This window comes from Dolichospermum sp. LEGE 00240, from assembly GCF_015207875.1.
Lineage (GTDB): Bacteria > Cyanobacteriota > Cyanobacteriia > Cyanobacteriales > Nostocaceae > Dolichospermum > Dolichospermum gracile.
On sequence record NZ_JADEVZ010000023.1, the window covers coordinates 16,056 to 36,442 of the forward strand.

The window sequence follows — 20,387 nt, forward strand, 5'->3', positions numbered from 1 at the left end:
TTTATTTTTTTTTAAGAAGTTCAAAATAAACAGAAATAATTGTGACAATTTTGATACAAATTTGTTAAGAATAGTTACAGCCCTGTAATGGAAGGAAATATTTTTTATGGTTGATCTAGCTGACAAAAAACCGGTTCATCAAGTCGTGATTATTGGTGGTGGTTTCGGTGGATTGTACGCCGCTAAGTCTATGGCTAAGGCCAATGTGCAAATCACCCTGATTGATAAACGCAATTTTCATCTCTTTCAACCGCTGTTGTACCAGGTCGCTACAGGTGCTTTATCCCCGGCGGATATTTCTTCTCCCTTGCGGGCTGTCCTCAGCAAAAGCAAGAATACAAAGGTGCTGTTGGGTGAGGTGAATGATATTGACACTACCACCCAAAAGGTGATGGTAGGCGAGGAATCTGTCCCCTACGATACCTTAATTGTGGCTACAGGGGCAAAACATTCCTATTTTGGTAAGGATAACTGGGAAGAATTTGCACCGGGTTTAAAGACTGTAGAAGATGCCATTGAGATGCGTCGGCGGATATTTTTTGCATTTGAAGCCGCTGAAAAGGAAAGTGATCCGGTAAAACGCCAAGCTTTGTTAACTTTTGTAATTGTTGGTGGTGGTCCAACTGGGGTAGAATTGGCGGGAGCGATCGCTGAATTAGCAACTAAAACCCTGACAGAAGATTTCCGCAACATTGACACCTCAGAAACCAGAGTTTTATTGTTAGAAGGTTTAGATCGGATTCTTCCCCCTTTTGCCCCGGAATTATCCCAGACAGCGGAAGCATCATTAAAGGCTTTGGGCGTAGATGTGCAAACCAAAACTTTGGTAACACATATTGAAAATGATATTGTGACGATTAAGCAAGGTGATGAAGTTAAAGAAATTGCGGCAAAAACCGTGTTGTGGGCTGCGGGTGTAAAAGCCTCACCTATGGGGAAAGTTTTGACAGAGAAGACGGGAGTTGAGAGCGATCGCGCTGGTCGTGTTATGGTTGAACCAGACCTAAGTATTAAAGGATTTCCCAACATTTTCGTAGTTGGTGACTTAGCAAATTTTGCCCATCAAAATGATAAACCTTTACCGGGAGTTGCACCAGTCGCCATGCAAGAAGGCGAATATGTGGCTAAACTCATTCAAAAACGGTTGAAAGGTGAAACATTACCCCAATTCAAATATGTGGATAGAGGTAGTTTAGCAATGATTGGGCAACACGCCGCAGTTGTTGATTTAGGATTTATCAAACTCAGAGGTTTCTTGGCGTGGTTTGTCTGGTTATTTATTCATATCTACTTCTTGATTGAATTTGATAATAAGTTAGTTGTGATGATTCAATGGTTGTGGAGTTATTTTACCCGCAATCGTGGCGCAAGATTAATTACAGGTAAGGAAACCATTGCCCCTGTACCAATTGCAAATAGTGATAGTCACACGCCAGTTATCACAAAAAAGCCGTTGAATGTGTAGTTTTGTCGAGTGGGTTATTAACCCACCATTTTGATTGATAATAGATACAAACTCCCATTGGTTGGAAAGGAATGCGGGCTTATTGTAATACGCCCGTAAATTTTGCTAATAATTAGACTGTAGTATCTAAATTCTGATATAGATAATCTACCCCACTACGCTCGGATATTTTAATAAAATCCCGTTTCAAGTGCGCCCAACATAGTTGTCTTCGCTCTAAATCTACCCAGTTGTATGAAGCATAACGGTAATCACATCAATTAAAAAAATCATTTATTTGATTTATTTGATTGTGACGATAACAATAATCAATCATCACAGAAATCACATCAATTAAAAAATCATAGTTTAAGACAAGTTATCTGGTTTGGCTGTTCTTAAAGGAACACGAATCAGATGATAAGCGCCCTTGGTGGCTAAACTTTTGTAATTGTCTGGTGGTAGGTCCATTTCTTGGAATTTTCCCTGTTCAACTAAGAGTAATAATGATGGTGGTTTAGTTGGTTGGGATGCTTGCTTTTGAATATATTCAAGAGCTTGTTGAGCAAATTTGATGTAATTAACATTTTTGTGCGTGTAGAAAGTCACCGTAGGTTTTTTGAATCCAACCATAATTAATTCTTCATTGGGTTGTTTTGATTCAACAATGAGGGCGGATAATTCTCTGAGAGGGAGTTGACGCTGTTGATCCATAATGGCAACAGCAGGCATTAAAACGATCGCAATAAAGGCGATAAATCCTAATAAGTTAATGGTGATGATCTGTCGGTAACGGTGAGTTAAGATGAGAATGGCGGCGGTGATTGTAGATAGTAACCAAATTATGCCTCCAAATTTGAGGATGCCTGATTTCTCCATTTGTACATATAATTCAGGAGCAGCGGGATCAGGTCCAGCAATTCGGGTAAGATGAAAGAGAGCGATCGCCAGAATAGTCAAGAATCCTACGTTTATCCAAGCACTGAGGCGCAAAAATTTGGGAGGCGTGGGGGTAATAGTAGGTGAACTGGGGAAAAGATCACTCCAAAATAATGCCACAAGCATTGCCGCTGCTGGCATTAAGGGTAATACATAGCTGGGCAGTTTGGTGACGGAAATTGTGAAAAATCCAAACACACCCAGAAACCATATACAGGTAAATAAACCTAGTTGTTGAGAGCGTTCTTGGTTTAACCAGTGCGATCGCTGCAAAAGATTGACTCTAACTAGAGCCGCAGGGATGTACACTGAATAAGGTGCAAACCCCAACAAAACGACTAAAAAGTAAAAATACCAAGGGGCTGAATGACCATTAACGACTTCGGTGAAACGGTCTATATTGTGATAGATAAAAAAGGCATTAATAAAATTCCAGCCGTTGCGCCAAGTTACTAAAACATACCAGGGAAGTGAGATAACTAAAACGATCCCCATGCCCAAAATCGGCCGCATTTCCCGCCACAATTCCCAGAATTTCCCCACATATACGGCAAAAGCAATCATAATCAGTCCGGGTAAAACAATCCCTACCGGACCCTTCGTTAATATTGCCCCAGCAATTAACACATAACAAGCTAAATACCATTGATTGGGAAGTCGCCAATTAGCAATGACTATAGGAGCTTGATTTTGAGCATATCCCAGGAAGAAACATAACAAGCTTGAACCGATACAGCCAGTAAGTAACATATCGGAAACGCCAGTTCTGCCCCAAACAATCATTTCTGCGTTGAGTGCCATTAAGGCTGCGGCAATGGCGGCTGTAAAGTAACGTCGAGGCAAGTTGGTAACTTGTTCTAATTCGTCTTTTCTGGCAAAATACCACTGCACAGTATAAAACGCCAAAGCAATTACACCCATTGCTGCCAATGCTGAAGGGATACGAGCAGCCCATTCATTTACTCCCATAATAGAGTAGGCGATCGCCTGACACCAATAAATTAAAGCGGGTTTATCAAAGCGAGTTTCACCATTAAAAAACGGCGTAATCCAATCACCAGTTACCAGCATTTGCCGGGAAGCTTCAGCAAACAGCGGCTCAGTTTCATCAATCAAGCCCACATTCCCCAAATTCCAGCCAAAAGCTATCCAACCAATCACCAATAACCACAGAGACGACACAGCCACAAATAGGACTGGACGCTGTTCTAAATTATTCAACCACTTATCAACCACGTTACGATTAATACTAAATTTTATGTTCATGAATTAATACTTAAAGACACAGTAATCATGTCCTGCCAATATACAATAGGTGACAATTCAAAATTCCAAAAACTCCTGACTCCTGAATGGGCGCAAGCCCTGCGCCCCTACCTTAACACCAACTGCCATTCTTGAGTTTTAAGATTCCATTGTGGAGAAGAAGTTTCTCCCACAACATAGGGACCCCAATAGCGTCGAGAACCATCTTGAGCAAAAGCCACTAAAATATCACCTTTCTCTAGCTTTAAATTACCTTGAGGCAAGGATAAAATTAACCCGTTCTCATTTCCCTCTTGGGGAGCAAAATCCCAATGAGCCGGAATACCAGATTTAGATTTATTCGCAGTGGCGCTTTTTTGAGATGATTGTCTAGCTAATAATGCTAGACGTACGGGTTGGGTAGTTTTGTTGCTCACACGAAGTGATCCAGCAGTCTTGGTTTTACTATCTGAATCAAACCGATAAGCTACAACCGTAGACTGATTTTTTTGTGAACTTGATTCTACTGATTCACTTGGTGTACTATCTAGGTTGACTGCATCAGCACTATTGACCGTGTTTGTAACTATAGGTGAATTTTTTTCTGGATTTGTAGACTCAAAGGAGATTCTCATATCCAGGCATCCAGTGATGATCCCCATGAATCCTACTACAGAAAAACCGATAATGAAGTTACGATACCGATAGAGGCAGTTTTTCATAATGATTATAGATATAGAAATAAGATTTTTTGTCAGCTAAACCCAAGTAATTGGTAATTATTCTCGTTCCCTGTTCCCTGTTCCCTGTTTCCTGTTCCCTGTTCCCTGTTCCCTTCTTCATGCAAAATACTCGTCTGAACAACCTATTAGAAACAATTTATAGAAGCTTGAGTGAATGGTTTCTCAATCCTTGGCGACGGTTATCATTACTACTCATTAGTTTCCTGTTCGGCTTTTTTTTGGGATCGGCAGTATCAACAACCGCTGGACAGAAAGCAGAATTAGACATCGTAGTAGCTGGATTTTTAGTGCTATTAACTGAAATCACCAGTAGGATATTTTACAGTCGTAATTTTTTTGCTCGGCAAGCATTTTGGGTAGAAACACTCAACTATCTCAAGGTTGGTTTTATCTACAGTCTATTCCTAGAAGCCTTTAAGCTGGGTTCGTAATTTTATGAGTAGTGAATGGCTAAGTAAAATTTTGACAACGGACACATCCTGGCAAGTATTAGCACAAACCGCAGCATTGGCAGATCCTTTGCGAGCTAAAGTGTTTAATATTACTGCTGAGAATGTGGTCGAAGCTATCCAAAACAGAGGGGATTTACTGAAGTTAGTTTTCCCTGATTTTAGTCAATTTTGTCAAACTAGCCTAAAAACTGATCCTCAAGGAATGTTGCAGGTGTTGTGGGATGTGTGGCTACCTTTGGGAATGAAAATTGCAGCACAGCGTCAAGAGTTAGGGAAACCTTTCATCCAGGGAATTTTAGGCGCACAAGGCACGGGCAAAAGCACAATGTCGGGGGTACTGAAGTTGATTCTCCAGCAGTTGGGATACAGGACATTAAGCTTGTCTTTGGACGACTTGTACAAAACTTATAGCGATCGCTTGGCTTTAATGCAGGAAGATTCCCGTTTAGTTTGGCGCGGTCCGCCTGGAACCCACGATATTCACCTAGCCTTCAGTGTACTCGATCAGATTGCTCAAAGCAAGAGTCCTGTGATAGTTCCTAGATTTGATAAATCTGCTCATGGGGGTGCAGGCGATCGCACTACTTCTGAGATTATCACAAATCCCATAGATATTGTTCTGTTTGAAGGTTGGTTTGTGGGTGTAAAACCAATTCCTCCCCAAGCATTATTGACTCCACCACCACCTATTCTTACAGACGCAGATAGACAATTTGCCTCTGATATGAATCATCAACTGAAAAGTTATTTACCACTATGGAAAAAATTAGATAGTTTAATAGTTCTTTACCCCACAGATTACCGTTATTCATTAACATGGCGCAAGCAAGCCGAAAGACAAATGATTACTGCTGGCAAATCAGGAATGAGTGACGCACAAATAGAAGAATTTGTGAATTATTTTTGGCGTTCTTTACATCCTGAATTATTCATTAATCCTTTAGTCAAATCATCAGAAGTTGACTTAGTAATTGAAATTAATGCTGATCATAGTTTTGGAAAAATCAGATTCCCAGTAACCACTCAATAAGCCAGGGTAAATCCTTCCATGAAAAGCCTAAAATGGCGTAAAATAGTTCCCAAACAGGTAGTCTGTCCCTATTTATTGAGCGGGTTACGATACGATCCCCAATTAAATTTTAGCCCCCTCCTCGCTTGCGGGGAGGGGGTTAGGGGTGGGGTCTTTGTATTACTTTCCTGTTTGGAGTGTTTCCACTAAATCATAAAAAGGTTGCCAATTATCATCCTCAGTAATTCGTTCCCAAACGGACTCAATTACAGGTCTTAATAAAGCTGTTTTAGGATTAGATTCAGCTAGAGTTTTACCAATTTTATCCATTTGCTCAAGATCAAAATGATTGAGAATTTTATGATAAAGAAAACACCAATTATCAAAAGTCGCTGATGTTCCTAATGGGGGAATAATTTCTGAATCATTCATCACGAAAGCTGGATCATCTCGCCATTTACTAGAAAAGGTAGCAGCTATATCAGCAAAGAATTGATGATAACCAACTTGACTATCATGTAAAAAGGTAATAGTTAACCGCACAAATTCATCAGCTTCCTCTAACTGTAAATTTTCAAAACCCAATTTTCTCAACATTAAAGCCCGATATTCAGCTTGGTAATATTCAGCAAACTTAGATAAAGCCGCATCCAAATCACCTTGATCAATTATCGCCTTTAAAGGTGCTTGCAAAAGTTCTAAATTCAACTTGCAAATCCCTGGTTGCTGGCTGTAACAATAACGTTTATAATAGTCAAAATATGCCGCCGTAAATTGGAGATCGTAAGTAGGAATAAACGCATAAGGTCCATAGTCAAAACTTTCCCCGGTAATGGACATATTATCAGTATTCAAAACTGCATGACAAAAACCCGCAGCCATCCATTGGGCTACTAATTCAGCAACACGCTGCACTAATTCAGCATAAAATAAAGCATACTTATCATTTTCAGCCTGCAAATGGGGATAATACTGTTCAATAACATGATCTAACAGCTTTTGAGTTAAATCAGGTCTTTTAAAATAGTTTAATCGTTCAAAAGTACCAAAACGAATATGAGATTTACTCATGCGAATCATGACAGAAGAACGAGTTGGCGAAGGTTCATCACCGCGCCACAAACCTAAACCCGTTTCAATCATACTCAGACAGCGAGAAGTACGAACTCCTAAACGATGAAGTGCTTCAGCGGCGAGAACTTCCCGCACTCCCCCTTTAAGGGTTAACATTCCGTCACCACCACGGGAGTAGGGAGTTCTTCCCGAACCTTTTGTACCAAAATCGTATAATTCCCCATCAATCCCCCGCACTTGTCCATAGAGAAAGCCTCTACCGTCACCTAATTGGGAATTATATTGTCCAAATTGATAACCGTGATAACGTAGCGCTAACAGGGGTTCTCGTCCCTCAAATTTACCAAAAGCGTTAATAAAATCTTCGTCTTTAACTACTTGGGGAGCAACTCCTAAGCGTGGTAGTAGTGCGTCATTGCGCCAGCGTAACATAAGTTGGGGAAATTCTTCCGCGACAACCTGATCATAGTAATCATTACCTAAAGATTCTAGGGCTGGTTCATAATTGAGGTTAAGTAAAGGATTAGTAGAATGGGTGTGATTGGGAGTTTCATCCAGAGCCATAAAAATTACGCTTAATTGATATTTCTTTAATAATAGACTTTTACCCGAGGTAGTGCGTAAACCATTCACTCGCCAGTTGTGCTACTGCTGCTAATTTACCTGGTTCTTCAAATAAATGGGTGGCTCTAGGAATAATCTCCAGCCGTTTGACTGAGTGCAACTGTGCCAGTGCATCCTCATTCATTGCTATTACGGGCGTATCGTAACCGCCAACAATGAGCAGCGTTGGTGCTTTGACATGAGATAATGCTGAACCCGCTAAATCAGGTCGTCCACCACGGGAAACAATAGCTTGTACTGACCCTGGACGTTCTGCGGCGGCAACCAGGGCTGCACCTGCTCCTGTACTAGCACCAAAGTAACCTACTTTGAGGTTACAAGTATCTGGGTTATGTACTAGCCAATCTGTCGCCCCAACTAACCGGGATGCTAATAAACCAATATCAAAGCGTAAATGTCTGGTTCGCAAATCAATTTCTTCTTCTTCAGCAGTGAGCAAATCAATTAATAAAGTTGCTAGTCCCGCCTGTTGTAAGACTCCGGCAGCATAGCGATTACGAGGACTATGACGGCTGCTACCACTGCCATGAGCAAACAATACTACACCCATAGCACCATTAGGAATCATCAAATTCCCCTCTAAGTTAACCTTACCTGCTGTCACTGACACCAGATGTTCTTGGGGGTGCTGTGCTAATGTTCTATCCATAACCTCAACCTCCATTTACGAATTATTAGCTACCAGTAATTTTCGCCTTGTCAACAGTTCACATACCTCTGTGTCGGTTGTTTGCTGAAAATCTTCGTACCAAATACCGATGGCACACAAATCATTTGGCATCATTAAGCACACGACTTGATCTACTTCTGCTTGCAGTTCTTCACAGGTAGATGCTGCTGCAACTGGAACTGCAACCACCAGTTTACGGGGCTGTTGCTTTTTTAATGTCGCGATCGCTGCTCGGATAGTAGCACCCGTAGCAATGCCATCATCAACTAAAATAATAGTATGATTTTTAACTTTTGGTAGGGAAAGATTACCCCGATAGCTATGGCTACGGCGGTCTAATTCCCGCATTTCGATAGCTGCTACTTGATTAATAGTTTCTGGGGAAATCCGCAACCAATCAACGACATTCTCATTAATTACACGCACCCCTCCGGTGGCGATCGCACCCATGGCAAGTTCTGTGTGTCCAGGTACACCGAGTTTCCGCACCAAGCAGACATCTAATGGGGCATCAAGTTCCTTTGCCACCTCATAAGCTACAGGTACACCACCACGGGGAAGCCCCAATACTAAAACATCTGGACAATTGGCATACTCTGTTAACTGGCCAGCTAAGAGTTTACCCGCTTGCGTCCGATTACGAAATCTTTGCACCATATTTTATACCTCTTGTTATTGACAGGTGGGGCTGTGGACACGACGTTATTTAGTGATTTGTTGCCAAGCTGCATCTAAAGCCGATTTTGTGCGCTCAGTCCCACGGGAAATACTCTGTTGCAAACTCTGCCATTGTTCTTGCAAAAACTCCGTAGCCTCTTCTAAGGCGTGATGTGGATGATCAGTAGAAGCTGCCACTTCGTCGCTAACTTCTTTAATTTTGACCCGGACAACTTCGGGTTTATCGTTGGGGGAAATGAGATGATGTAGGCGATGCCTTCGGCAGGCTACGCCAACGCCTATAATATGTACAAGATGTTGTACTTGTTGAGATTTCTCACTGAGGAAACCCTGCAATCCTTCTGATTCTCCTTGAAGTTGGCCTTGAACATCTTCGCGGATAATTAGTTTATTGGTGCTAATTTCCTCGATATCTTCGGGATACAGAACTGCACGTCCACCAAAAGGAACTGCGATTTCTCCAGTTTGCCAATCAAATAAAAAATCTTCCACCCAACCCTGAGTTTCACCCAGCGCAGATTCAACCGTAATTCGATCCAAGCGGTGAAGATTGTCTGGAATGTCTGGCACTGGATGATCATAAATTGACACCGCACCCATACTTATTCCAGCAATTCCCTGTACTGGCAAATAAGCTTCCTCACCCGAAAAATAGGCAATACGCCCGGAATCATCCAGCCAGACTTCTTCTAACTCAGCAAAACGAGCAGATGTCGAGCTATCTATGGCTATTGAACCGATAATTTGACTATGACGCACAACATTGAGCATATTTCCCCTCCCATACTCCCTATTTCTGAGGAGTTTGATTAATACAACACGGCGGCTGATCTTTTACCACCTTGTTGTTTGGAACTGGAACTCTACTTTGAGGGTAGCAAGAAAATCGGAGAAATTGTTCCATCAAATTGTAGAAAAAATGTAGAAGAAATTAATCCCAGGAGAACGAACTTAGTTATTAAGCAATAAGTAGTGAGACAGAATTAATTACACAATGTCATTGCGTTAGCGTAGCGTGGCGTTAGCCATATGGAACGAAGTGAAATGAAGCAATCGCAACGGTTGTGATTGCTTCTCTTCGCTCGCAATGACTGTAAATATTTTTGTCCAATTACTGTAACCGTTCACAGGGGGTGAGAATTTATTAAAAAACCTAAAAGCTTTGTCTGTTGGGTTTTTCAGGCAACTTGACATATTAACGAATGGTTCTTAAATTGGCTAGAAAACGATTTGCAAACCGATATAGAGATTTTGCAAATTTTAAATGACCTAAAAAAATCAAATCTATAACGTTTTTCATGCTGTTTTCGTGGAATCTCATATAGAGCGTTTTTTGTACCCCCCGTGAACGGTTACCTTTTTTATTTCTAAAGCATCAAGGTAGAGAGGTTCTGCTTCACTGTATCTTCCTTGGCTATCGTAAAGACTTGCTAAATTGTTCAAGCTAGAAGCAATATTAGGATGGTCACCTGTAAATAGCCGCTTTGTCATTTCTAAAGCATCAAGGTAGAGAGGTTCTGCTTCACTGTATCTTCCTTGGCTATCGTAAAGACTTGCTAAATTGTTCAAGCTATTAGCAACAGCAGGATGGTCGCCTGTAAATAGCCGCTTTGTCATTTCTAAAGCATCAAGGTAGAGAGGTTCTGCTTCACTGTATCTTCCTTGGCTATCGTAAAGACTTGCTAAATTGTTCAAGCTAGAAGCAATATTAGGATGGTCACCTGTAAATAGCCGCTTTGTCATTTCTAAAGCATCAAGGTAGAGAGGTTCTGCTTCACTGTATCTTCCTTGGCTATCGTAAAGACTTGCTAAATTGTTCAAGCTATTAGCAACAGCAGGATGGTCGCCTGTAAATAGCCGCTTTGTCATTTCTAAAGCATCAAGGTAGAGAGGTTCTGCTTCACTGTATCTTCCTTGGCTATCGTAAAGACTTGCTAAATTGTTCAAGCTAGAAGCAATATTAGGATGGTCACCTGTAAATAGCCGCTTTGTCATTTCTAAAGCATCAAGGTAGAGAGGTTCTGCTTCACTGTATCTTCCTTGGCTATCGTAAAGAATTGCTAAATTGTTCAAGCTAGAAGCAATATTAGGATGGTCGCCTGTAAATAGCCGCTTTCTCATTTCTAAAGCATCAAGGTAGAGAGGTTCTGCTTCACTGTATCTTCCTTGGCTATCGTAAAGACTTGCTAAATTGTTTAAGCTAGTAGCAACATCAGGATGGTCGCCTGTAAATAGCCGCTTTATCATTTCTAAAGCATCAAGGTAGAGAGGTTCTGCTTCACTGTATCTTCCTTGGCTATCGTAAAGACTTGCTAAATTGTTCAAGCTAGAAGCAATATTAGGATGGTCGCCTGTAAATAGCCGCTTTCTCATTTCTAAAGCATCAAGGTAGAGAGGTTCTGCTTCACTGTATCTTCCTTGGCTATCGTAAAGACTTGCTAAATTGTTTAAGCTAGTAGCAACATCAGGATGGTCGCCTGTAAATAGCCGCTTTATCATTTCTAAAGCATCAAGGTAGAGAGGTTCTGCTTCACTGTATCTTCCTTGGCTATCGTAAAGACTTGCTAAATTGTTCAAGCTAGAAGCAATATTAGGATGGTCGCCTGTAAATAGCCGCTTTCTCATTTCTAAAGCATCAAGGTAGAGAGGTTCTGCTTCACTGTATCTTCCTTGGCTATCGTAAAGACTTGCTAAATTGTTTAAGCTAGTAGCAAGAGCTTCTAGTTTTTGAAATTTAGTTTGTAAAACTATTGATTGCTTAAGATATTCTTGAGCTAAAGTTAATTCTTTTTGTCTATCTGTAGATTTTGCTGATTCTACTCGTTCAGCATACAAAGTACCTAACTGACTGTAGAGAACTTCTGTCTTATTACTATTTGCTCCCCATTGCTGAATAGCTTCTGCTAAAGATGCTTCTAATTGTTCTGGTGAAAAAACAGAACTTGATTGATTATCTTGAATAATACCACGACTTTGATTAATTGATAAATCACCTTGAACCAAAGACGGTTCAGGTTGAAAATGAAATACCCCATTACGCCAACTCCAGAAATCAGGTGCTTGCTTAGGGATTTGATCATAAATGCGTGATGGTATCCATAGAATAATTGGCATTTTGAGTTCTCGCAATGCTTCTCGCGTCCATTGCAAATAACCAAAAAACTTTTTCAAAGATTCATTTTGATTAAATGATCCTAACTTTTCTGCACCTAATACTATAGCTATGGCATTTTCTGTTAATGTAACTTGTTTTGTGATGGCTTGCTTTAAACTCGGTTCTTGACTATCAAGATAAACCCGATAAATATTGTAATTCGGTGCTAATTCCTGCTCATAATTAGCTATAATATTTTCCCGCTGTCTATCTGCATCACACACAGCAATAAAAATCTGTAGCATTCCAATTCCAGCTTCAAGAGAAACTAACAAACTCAGGTAAGTTTGTTCATTTGCGTTGATAATAGATTGATTAGTTAAGTTATTCATTAAATTAAATTTTCTAACTTTAACTGTTGAATTATCAAAGGATGTAAATCATACCAACTTTCAGTATTTTTATATTCAATCACATAAACATTGTGAAGCAAATCAAGAAACTCTTGCTGTTTAGGATCATCAGGACGATAATCAGTATATGTTTGCTGTAAAATCTCCCGGTCAGTTTTGCTCAGAGTAATTGTCATATCATTTCGCAAAGAATCAAGAGCTTCCTGCAAAATCATCTCATCAATTTGCACATTATCAATTGATTCTCCTTTTCTTGCTTTTTGTCGTAACTGTACTAATACCAAACTACAACATTTTTGAGCAATGCGAACCAATTCTCGAATCACACCACCACTAGATAAAGTAATTTTCAGCAAAACATCATCTGCTAATAAAGTATCATCAATGCGTTTTTGCAAAATATTCTGTAATTTATCTATTGTTTCAGTAACAGGTTGAGCTTCATTTTTGTGACTTTCACCTTTAGGATAAACCTTTAAAACTGGCATTACAAAAATAGAATTATTCGTTTCAGTTTCGATATGTTTTTTCAACACACCATCACGAATCGTCGCAATAGGAAGGGTATAAACAACAAAGAAACTAGGTTGTAAAAGAACTTTGATATTATCTTGAAAAATACTTTTAATAGATGCTAAATCGAGTTTATCTAAATCATCAATAATAACCACAATCTCTTTTTTACAAGCTAAAGAAACTTCCAGAGCAATCAGATTGAGAGTATTAATTAAATCTCGAAAATCACGTTTAAATTTAGTTTCTATGACTTCGCGGATACTTGCTTCAGCCTTTAATTTACTTTTGAGGAGACTCCAAAAACCAAAACCTACTTCCAATTCAGCACCGATTTTACTTTCTTCAATCTGTGTTCTATCTTGAAACCAATTAAATAATTCTTGTTTTTTCTGGCTATCAATCTGAATATTTTCTTTCTCTGCTTTATCCATAATTTGCACAGCGATAGCAAAAAGAATATTAATGTGATTGATAGCAGTAGCTTCAATTAAATCAGAGATAGAAAAAAAGATAGTCAGATAATTATGATCAAATTCTCTGGCAAATTCTGCTAACAATGTAGATTTACCACAACCACGATGTCCAGCAAAAAATAATTGATTGGTATTATCATCACTATCTAAAATTAGATGCTCTAATTTATCAATTAAATCATGACCATAAGGAACTTGAAACCTTTCAATTTCTTCTTCTGTGATTAAAGGTTGTAATTGTAAATTACGAAATGCTTTTTGGAACGCCTCAATACGGTTGACTACCATTGTTAATACCCTCTATAAATCTACATTTCTATGTTATATCAATTTGATCTTTTAGCCATACCTAAACAAAAAAATTTCTTTTTTAGGCAAATAGTCGCTAAAATAAGGATTATCACCTCTCCTAAATCAAATGCAACCACCCTATAGATATATATTTATCCTCCTTTTTCTTCCTCTGTGAACTCTGTGCCTGGAGTGGTTTGTTAAAAAAACTCCAGTAAAAATAAAGTCCTATATATTCCGCAAAGCAGACCAACTACTAGCAATAGGCATTCTCCAACCAGTCCCAAAAGCGCGGTCAGTGATTTTTAATCCCGGTGCAGCTTGTCGGCGTTTAAATTCCGCACGGGATAATAATTGTAATACCCTATCCACAATTGCCGGGTCATGACCTGCGGTAACAATCGCTGCTGCTGATTGATGTTGATGAAGCAAACGGTCGAGAATATCATCTAAAATTTCATAAGGTGGTAGGGAATCTTGGTCAACTTGACCCGGTTTAAGTTCCGCGCTGGGTGCTTTGGTGAGAATATTTTCGGGAATAACTTCTTTTTGTTGATGGGAATTTAACCATTGACAGAGGGAATAAACGCGGGTTTTAGGAACATCAGCAATCACCGATAAACCGCCATTCATATCACCATAAAGGGTACAATAACCAACGGCCATTTCCGATTTATTACCAGTAGATAAAAGCAAATAACCGAACTTATTAGAAATTGCCATTAATAAATTACCACGAATGCGAGATTGGAGATTTTCTTCCGCAATCCCAAATTCTGTTCCAGCAAATAACTCACCAAGAGATTTATCAAAACTTTCCATTAATTCCCCAATGGGTAAAATCTGAGTTTGAATATCTAAATTGGCTGCTAATGCTAAAGCATCACTAATAGAATGTTCTGAACTATAGGGAGAAGGCATTAACACACCAATCACATTTTCTTTTCCTAATGCCGCAGTCGCAATGGCAGCCACTAAAGCAGAATCAACTCCCCCACTTAAACCTAACAATACTTTAGAAAAGCGACATTTACCCACATAATCTTTAACTCCTAAAACTAAAGCATTCCAAATTTCCTCATCTTCAGATTCATCAATGGGGGAAATATGACCTAATTGTAAATCCTGTTTATCGGCATTAAATTCAACGGTCAAAAAATCAGATACAAAACCTTTAGCACGACAAACAATTTCACCTTGTTTATTTAAAGCAAAACTCCGTCCATCAAAAATCAAATCATCATTTCCGCCAACTTGGTTTGTATAAATAATTGGTTGTTGAAAATTAACTGCACTATGTTTTAACATCGCTTCTCGCAGATGTTGTTTACCAACAGTGTAGGGTGAAGCAGATAAATTCACAATTAAATCAACTCCTAAATTTGCTAAATCAGCAATGGGATTAACTGCGTAACTCCGCTTACCCCAAAATTCTTCATCATTCCATAAATCTTCACAAATTGTCACACCAATATGAAGATTATCTAATTTAAAAGAACTGGCTTGTAGTCCTGGTTCAAAATAGCGTTTCTCATCAAAAACATCGTAAGTTGGTAATAGCCTTTTATGAAAAAATTGCTGGATTTTGCCATTTTCTAATAAAGCCATACTATTAAATAAATTTTTACCCCCAGTAATATGTGCTGGGGAATTTTTAACCACAATTCCCACCAATACAGCTAAATTTGCGGGTAAATCTTCAGCTAATTTTTGCAATGTTTTATCTATTGATTCCACAAAACTAGGATTTAATAATAAATCCCTTGGTGGATACCCACAAATAGATAATTCAGGTGTTAATAATAAACGAACATTTTCTGATGCTGCTTGTTGTGACATTTCCAGGATTTTTTGAGTATTTCCTAGTAAATCACCAATAATAGGATTAATTTGAGCGATAGCGATTTTCATAATTTATCTGCGTCTATTTGCGTTCATCTGCGTTCAACTATTATTCCTTAAATAAACACCAAAGGTTTATCTTTAAATGGTGCAAAAGCATCTTTATCAAACCTATACAAACTTGCAGGACGACCCGCACCTCGTGATACTTTAATGCCAGTATCCGATAAAAAGCCCAATTTGAGTAACCGCGCTCGAAAATTAGAATAATCGGCAAAACATTCTCCTAAAACTGTAGTGTATAGTTGATACAAATCGTTTAAAGTAAAAGTTTCTGGTAAGACTTCAAAAGCTATAGGACTATATTCTAATTTGTTTTTTAATCTTCTATGTCCATAGGTAATAATCTCATTATGGTCAAATGCTAATTGTGGTAATTGTTTGACGGGATACCAAGCAATACCCGCTACTTTATCGGCAATTAATTCTGCTTCTTCAAATCTGACTAAAGCAAAGTAACTAACTGATAAATAACGGACTCCATAGCTATCAATTTTTTCTCTGGGGTCACGGTTTGGACCACCAAAAGTATAAAGTTGTTCTAAATAGAGATTATTTACCTTTATTTTCTCAGCCATAATCCGATAAGCAGCATCTTCTAAAGATTCTCCTTGACGAACTAACGTACCAGGAAGACTCCAATCATTTAAAAATGGTTCTTGCTGTCGCATGACTAAGAGAACTAACAACCGATTTTGAGCAGTATCTACAGAAAAAATCACATTATCAACACCAACTTTAAAGTCAGCTAAAGGTTGTTGATTTATGGAGTTTAGAATCTTTTTTTGGTTACGTATTGGCATTCGTACAAATGCTGTTGATGAATATAGGCAATGACGGGAGGTGTGAGAGTATTAATATCTCCTTGTTCACGAAAAGCGGTAGAGGAAACATCTAAACCAATTAAATTTGCAATTTTAATTTTTCCTCCGATTTGTTTAACTTTTTCTAAACTAGAATCATCTATTATATATCCTGGTCTGGGAATTACCAGTAATTGCACTTGTTGTAATAGATCTTCAATATGATACCAGCGCGGCAATTGATTGACTAAATCAGCCCCAATTACTAAGGTATATTCAATATCTTCTCCCCATTTTAATTTTGCTTTACCTACAGTTTCTAGAGTTTTCCAACTACTCAAATCTTGTTCTAAGGCAATATTTTGGTTAGCAACATTGATATCTTTAATTAACAGTTCTAACATTGCTGCCCTGTGCGGTAAAGGGGTTTGTTGGGATTTTAGAGGATTATCCGCCGCCCATACAGCTACCCAATCATAACGTTCAGATAACCATTTGAGAATTATTAAATGTCCAGCAGTTGGCGGGTCAGCACTTGTACCAAATAAAGCAATTTTCATGATTTTTGATTCTGCTTTTTTGCAATTTTTAGAGTAATTTAAACGAACCACAGAGACGCAGAGGGCGCAGAGGTAAGAGAAATTATATTAATTTATCTCTTCTTTTCGTTTTATTTGTCAATTTCTGTTTGATTCTTTCATGACGGGAATTCCATCAATATCTACAAGTTTATAAACTCCATTCACAGGTTGACCTGTAACTAATTTTGTGCCTAATCCATAACTATCAATTTCTGCCCCTTCTTGCTTGAGTCGGCTAATTTCCCATTCATCTAAATCACCACTGGCGAATATTGATATATTCGGTAAGAGCGATCGCACTTGTTTTGATAAACTAACTAAATCCCCAGAATCTAACCTGACTCCAGATAATTCTAATTTTCCAGAATTGACTTTTTCTGCTAATTTCTCCGCCGCAGCAACGGTATCATAGGTATCAATTAGTAATGACGCACCGGGAAAATATTGATGAAATGCCGTAAAAGCCTGTTCTTCACTCCCTTCTAAAGCTGATAAAGCCATAACTAAAGCGTGTGCCATTGTCCCACTTGGTTTTTGTCCTAGCTGTAGCGCCGCTAACACATTGGAAGTACCATCTAAACCACCTGCCAAAGCCGCCCGTGCTGCCCATAAAGAGGCTTGAGGACTAAAAGCCCTGCGTGTACCAAATTCTAGAAGTGTGGCTTTTTCTCCCGCTATATCCCTTAATCTTGCGGCTTTGGTGGCAATTAGAGTTTGATAATTCAGAGTATTTAAAAGATATGTCTCTACTATTTGCGCTTGCCATAAGGGTGCTTCTATTCGCAGTATAGGTTCATTGGCAAATATCGCTGTTCCTTCCGCAACTGCCCACACATCTCCAGTGAAGCAACCTTCCCGCAAAAGCTGCCAAAAACGCTCATTTGCGTGGGTAAAAGTTCCCGTTGACTGCAAATCAGCAATTTGACTGTCATTAAACCGGAATTTAGTCAAATATTCCAAAGCTTGGGCTAAACCCATAGCTATTAAATAGCCAAAACCATCAGGTAAGCTTCTGACAAACAATTCAAAACTCGCTTGCTTCTGTTCTATACCTTCACCAACATAACAAGCTGTCATTGTTAGCTGATAAAGGTCTGTTAGTAAGCTGTAATCCTCACAACTGAGATTTAATTCGGAATTTTTCCTTTCATAGTCTATATCTAGGAAAGTTGTCATCTGAGATGCCTCTAGCAAGAATGTCTCTTCATTTATGGTAGTATTTACCATAAGTAATGTCAAGCCTTGGCTAATAAATAATAAAAAATTCCCTAAAAGCCTATGTTCACAAGGAAGTTAGGCTATTTTTTACAATTAATTTATATTTCTTAATAGTACAGATAAGTAGGTGAACACAATAAAACCAAACTGTGTAAAGAAACGTAAAATCGCCCAAACCCTCTTCACTCTTGCCTCTTGCCTTTTGCCTTGCCATAACGACAATTTTCAACGCCAACCTACTTAGTCAATATCAAGAAGTTGGTTGAGTGAGTAAGGACATCCTGATGGAAAATTTACGGAATTTTGAGTTTTGATTTTTACAAATCCTAACGCATCTTTGTAAATAGAATCCAATTCTGATTCTAAATAATTGCGAAGATTAGTCGTAATTCTGCGATTTAATTGAGTTCTAAAAGTATAAATTTCTCCTTGCCAGTGAACTGTATTATTTTCAGATTCACTTGTCCAATATTGAAGTAATAATAAATGACGGATAATCTGTTCTAGAAGGCTGGCTACGGCATTTTTATCTCTTTTTCCCAAATCTTCTAACTCCCAAATTAAATTCTCTAAGTCTAATTCTTGAAATTTGTGATTTTTCAGTAATTTGATTGTTTCTTCTAGCCATTGAGAATCATCAAGTTCGTAGAGTTGTTTTAAATCGGTGATGGTTTTCATAACTCTGACCTATTAGAGTAATCTTATTTTATCAGATCCCCGACTTCTTTAAGAAGTCGGGGATCTTGTGTTTACGTTAAAGGTACTATTGCACTCATTTGGTCTAAATCTAACACAGTTGCTAATTCTGATTCTGTCATTAAACCTTTTTCGAGAACTATTTGCCGTAAAGATTTACCTGTTTCTAGGGATTCCTTAGCTACAGCCGCAGCATTCAAATAACCAATATGGGTATTTAAAGCGGTGACTAATGCTAAACTGCCTTCAGCATAAGCTAAACAACGTTCTTTGTTGGCAGTAATTCCTTGAATACAGCTTGTGGTTAAAGCCGAAATTGTGTTACCTAAAATCTCAATGCTGTGAATTAAATTATAGGCAATGAGGGGCATCATTACGTTTAATTCTAATTGTCCAGCTTGGGCGGCAAGAGCGATCGCATTATCATATCCCATTACCTGAAAACATACCATTGATGTCATCTCTGCCATCACAGGATTATATTTTCCGGGCATAATGGAAGAACCTGGTTGCACAGGTGGAAGTTGAATTTCCTTAAATCCGGTTTTGGGTCCAGAATCCATTAACCGCAAATCGTGGGATATTTTCACCAAATCCTGGGCTAAATTCCGCAACGCCCCAGAAACATTCACAAAAGCCCCCATACTTTGCATAGCAGCCATTAAATGGGGTGCTGGTTCTAGGGGAAATTCCAATAATTGCGACAGGATATCCACAACTCTTTGCCGATATTCTGGGTGAGTATTCATACCTGTTCCCGCCGCACTACCACCTAAGCCCAACACCATTAAATCCCCAGCAGCAATGTAAAGCCGATTTTGGTGTTCTGAGAGAATTTGCGCCCAAGCCCGGAAATTATCCCCTAATCGCACGGGTACAGCGTCTTGAAGGTGAGTTCTCCCCGATTTGACGATATCTTGAAATTCTGTAGCTTTGGCTTCTAAAGCCGAAATTGCTTGTTCTAAAGCTGGTTGTAAAGTGCGAGAAAGTGCCAATAAGCCACCAATGCGAATAGCTGTAGGGATGACATCATTGGTAGACTGTCCGTAGTTTACATGATCATTGGGGCTAACGAGTTTGTAATTACCTTTTTGATCACCGAGAATTTCTAAAGCCCGATTTGCCAAAACTTCGTTAATATTCATGTGGTGAGAAGTTCCCGCACCAGCTTGATAAACATCAACGACAAATTGATCTCGCAATGCACCTGCTAAAATTTCATCAGTAGCTTGAATAATAGCCTTGCTGATATCTGCGGGAATACAATCTAATTCTCCGTTGACAATAGCGGCGGCCTTTTTAATATATAAACCAGCATCTATGTAAGTGGATAAAGGTTTAATACCGCTAATGGGGAAATTTTCAATCGCCCTTTGGGTTTGAATCCCATAATATACGTTATTGGCAATTTGGCGATCGCCCATCGAGTCTTTTTCAATCCGAAAATCTGAATTGTTAGTCATATAAGTGGAGAAGTTCATGCAGTAGAATAGGATCATGGAATTAGCTGTAACTTAACGTA

Annotated in this window: 16 protein-coding genes and 2 pseudogenes; 3 read left to right on the plus strand and 15 right to left on the minus strand. The window is 38.9% G+C overall.

The genetic code is table 11. The features are described from left to right. The first annotated feature begins 106 nt into the window (after positions 1-106). Positions 107-1,465 carry an NAD(P)/FAD-dependent oxidoreductase gene (locus IQ226_RS09980; protein WP_193895014.1) on the plus strand — a complete coding sequence of 453 codons (1,359 nt, stop codon included), beginning with the start codon at positions 107-109 and terminating at the stop codon, positions 1,463-1,465. A gap of 112 nt (positions 1,466-1,577) precedes the next feature. Here the strand turns inward: IQ226_RS09980 and IQ226_RS09985 are convergent. The 3 genes and pseudogenes from IQ226_RS09985 to IQ226_RS09995 form a co-directional block, all read right to left on the minus strand. Continuing rightward, positions 1,578-1,700 (minus strand): annotated as a pseudogene (locus IQ226_RS09985) (hypothetical protein); the annotation flags it as partial. Positions 1,701-1,813: 113 nt separating this feature from the next. After that, positions 1,814-3,649: a glycosyltransferase family 39 protein gene (locus IQ226_RS09990; protein ID WP_193895016.1), complete on the minus strand. Its 1,836-nt coding sequence runs from the start codon at positions 3,647-3,649 to the stop codon at positions 1,814-1,816. Positions 3,650-3,756: 107 nt separating this feature from the next. Then, the gene (locus tag IQ226_RS09995; protein ID WP_193895018.1) at positions 3,757-4,350 is read right to left on the minus strand and encodes a hypothetical protein; all 594 of its coding nucleotides are present in this window, start codon (positions 4,348-4,350) and stop codon (positions 3,757-3,759) included. A 119-nt stretch (positions 4,351-4,469) separates the two neighbouring features. Here IQ226_RS09995 and IQ226_RS10000 point away from each other — a divergent pair, with 119 nt between their 5' ends. Together IQ226_RS10000 and IQ226_RS10005 are read left to right on the plus strand one after the other, a co-directional pair. Beyond that, positions 4,470-4,802 carry a DUF565 domain-containing protein gene (locus IQ226_RS10000; RefSeq protein WP_193895020.1) on the plus strand — a complete coding sequence of 111 codons (333 nt, stop codon included), beginning with the start codon at positions 4,470-4,472 and terminating at the stop codon, positions 4,800-4,802. Between the two features lie 4 nt (positions 4,803-4,806). Then, positions 4,807-5,853, plus strand: coding sequence for a glycerate kinase (locus IQ226_RS10005; protein ID WP_193895021.1), 1,047 nt, complete (start codon positions 4,807-4,809; stop codon positions 5,851-5,853). A gap of 159 nt (positions 5,854-6,012) precedes the next feature. Here the strand turns inward: IQ226_RS10005 and IQ226_RS10010 are convergent, their stop codons facing one another. From IQ226_RS10010 to IQ226_RS10065, 12 genes and pseudogenes are all read right to left on the minus strand, one after another. Next, positions 6,013-7,470 carry a YdiU family protein gene (locus tag IQ226_RS10010; RefSeq protein WP_193895023.1) on the minus strand — a complete coding sequence of 486 codons (1,458 nt, stop codon included), beginning with the start codon at positions 7,468-7,470 and terminating at the stop codon, positions 6,013-6,015. 40 nt (positions 7,471-7,510) lie between these two features. Beyond that, the gene (locus tag IQ226_RS10015) at positions 7,511-8,179 is read right to left on the minus strand and encodes a dienelactone hydrolase family protein (RefSeq protein ID WP_193895025.1); all 669 of its coding nucleotides are present in this window, start codon (positions 8,177-8,179) and stop codon (positions 7,511-7,513) included. 15 nt (positions 8,180-8,194) lie between these two features. Beyond that, on the minus strand, positions 8,195-8,857 hold the full coding sequence (locus tag IQ226_RS10020) for a phosphoribosyltransferase (protein ID WP_193895026.1): 663 nt from the start codon (positions 8,855-8,857) through the stop codon (positions 8,195-8,197). A 45-nt stretch (positions 8,858-8,902) separates the two neighbouring features. After that, the gene (locus IQ226_RS10025; RefSeq protein ID WP_193895027.1) at positions 8,903-9,649 is read right to left on the minus strand and encodes a photosystem reaction center subunit H; all 747 of its coding nucleotides are present in this window, start codon (positions 9,647-9,649) and stop codon (positions 8,903-8,905) included. A 546-nt stretch (positions 9,650-10,195) separates the two neighbouring features. Continuing rightward, a complete protein-coding gene (locus IQ226_RS10030; RefSeq protein WP_193895028.1) occupies positions 10,196-12,364 on the minus strand; it encodes a tetratricopeptide repeat protein in 2,169 nt (722 codons plus the stop codon). Continuing rightward, positions 12,364-13,662 carry a P-loop NTPase fold protein gene (locus IQ226_RS10035; protein WP_193895029.1) on the minus strand — a complete coding sequence of 433 codons (1,299 nt, stop codon included), beginning with the start codon at positions 13,660-13,662 and terminating at the stop codon, positions 12,364-12,366. The genes IQ226_RS10030 and IQ226_RS10035 overlap by 1 nt, the downstream gene beginning before the upstream one ends. 231 nt (positions 13,663-13,893) lie before the next feature. Further along, positions 13,894-15,576, minus strand: coding sequence for an NAD+ synthase (locus IQ226_RS10040; protein ID WP_193895030.1), 1,683 nt, complete (start codon positions 15,574-15,576; stop codon positions 13,894-13,896). Between the two features lie 47 nt (positions 15,577-15,623). Then, positions 15,624-16,370 carry an NUDIX domain-containing protein gene (locus IQ226_RS10045; protein WP_027404132.1) on the minus strand — a complete coding sequence of 249 codons (747 nt, stop codon included), beginning with the start codon at positions 16,368-16,370 and terminating at the stop codon, positions 15,624-15,626. Continuing rightward, positions 16,340-16,930 carry a nicotinate-nucleotide adenylyltransferase gene (locus IQ226_RS10050; RefSeq protein ID WP_027404133.1) on the minus strand — a complete coding sequence of 197 codons (591 nt, stop codon included), beginning with the start codon at positions 16,928-16,930 and terminating at the stop codon, positions 16,340-16,342. The genes IQ226_RS10045 and IQ226_RS10050 overlap by 31 nt, the downstream gene beginning before the upstream one ends. Before the next feature lie 126 nt (positions 16,931-17,056). Then, positions 17,057-18,127 (minus strand): annotated as a pseudogene (locus tag IQ226_RS10055) (nicotinate phosphoribosyltransferase); the annotation flags it as partial. A gap of 282 nt (positions 18,128-18,409) precedes the next feature. Further along, positions 18,410-18,847, minus strand: coding sequence for a DUF29 domain-containing protein (locus IQ226_RS10060; RefSeq protein ID WP_193895031.1), 438 nt, complete (start codon positions 18,845-18,847; stop codon positions 18,410-18,412). Positions 18,848-18,918: 71 nt separating this feature from the next. Further along, positions 18,919-20,328, minus strand: coding sequence for an aspartate ammonia-lyase (locus IQ226_RS10065; RefSeq protein ID WP_193895033.1), 1,410 nt, complete (start codon positions 20,326-20,328; stop codon positions 18,919-18,921). Positions 20,329-20,387 lie beyond the last annotated feature (59 nt).

What these genes read in the sequence shown, in the direction of transcription:
- IQ226_RS09980 (WP_193895014.1), top strand. Translation starts at nt 107, where the DNA reads ATGGTTGATCTAGCTGACAAAAAACCGGTTCATCAAGTCGTGATTATT.
- IQ226_RS09990 (WP_193895016.1), bottom strand. Translation starts at nt 3,649, where the DNA reads ATGAACATAAAATTTAGTATTAATCGTAACGTGGTTGATAAGTGGTTG.
- IQ226_RS09995 (WP_193895018.1), bottom strand. Translation starts at nt 4,350, where the DNA reads ATGAAAAACTGCCTCTATCGGTATCGTAACTTCATTATCGGTTTTTCT.
- IQ226_RS10000 (WP_193895020.1), top strand. Translation starts at nt 4,470, where the DNA reads ATGCAAAATACTCGTCTGAACAACCTATTAGAAACAATTTATAGAAGC.
- IQ226_RS10005 (WP_193895021.1), top strand. Translation starts at nt 4,807, where the DNA reads ATGAGTAGTGAATGGCTAAGTAAAATTTTGACAACGGACACATCCTGG.
- IQ226_RS10010 (WP_193895023.1), bottom strand. Translation starts at nt 7,470, where the DNA reads ATGGCTCTGGATGAAACTCCCAATCACACCCATTCTACTAATCCTTTA.
- IQ226_RS10015 (WP_193895025.1), bottom strand. Translation starts at nt 8,179, where the DNA reads ATGGATAGAACATTAGCACAGCACCCCCAAGAACATCTGGTGTCAGTG.
- IQ226_RS10020 (WP_193895026.1), bottom strand. Translation starts at nt 8,857, where the DNA reads ATGGTGCAAAGATTTCGTAATCGGACGCAAGCGGGTAAACTCTTAGCT.
- IQ226_RS10025 (WP_193895027.1), bottom strand. Translation starts at nt 9,649, where the DNA reads ATGCTCAATGTTGTGCGTCATAGTCAAATTATCGGTTCAATAGCCATA.
- IQ226_RS10030 (WP_193895028.1), bottom strand. Translation starts at nt 12,364, where the DNA reads ATGAATAACTTAACTAATCAATCTATTATCAACGCAAATGAACAAACT.
- IQ226_RS10035 (WP_193895029.1), bottom strand. Translation starts at nt 13,662, where the DNA reads ATGGTAGTCAACCGTATTGAGGCGTTCCAAAAAGCATTTCGTAATTTA.
- IQ226_RS10040 (WP_193895030.1), bottom strand. Translation starts at nt 15,576, where the DNA reads ATGAAAATCGCTATCGCTCAAATTAATCCTATTATTGGTGATTTACTA.
- IQ226_RS10045 (WP_027404132.1), bottom strand. Translation starts at nt 16,370, where the DNA reads ATGCCAATACGTAACCAAAAAAAGATTCTAAACTCCATAAATCAACAA.
- IQ226_RS10050 (WP_027404133.1), bottom strand. Translation starts at nt 16,930, where the DNA reads ATGAAAATTGCTTTATTTGGTACAAGTGCTGACCCGCCAACTGCTGGA.
- IQ226_RS10060 (WP_193895031.1), bottom strand. Translation starts at nt 18,847, where the DNA reads ATGAAAACCATCACCGATTTAAAACAACTCTACGAACTTGATGATTCT.
- IQ226_RS10065 (WP_193895033.1), bottom strand. Translation starts at nt 20,328, where the DNA reads ATGACTAACAATTCAGATTTTCGGATTGAAAAAGACTCGATGGGCGAT.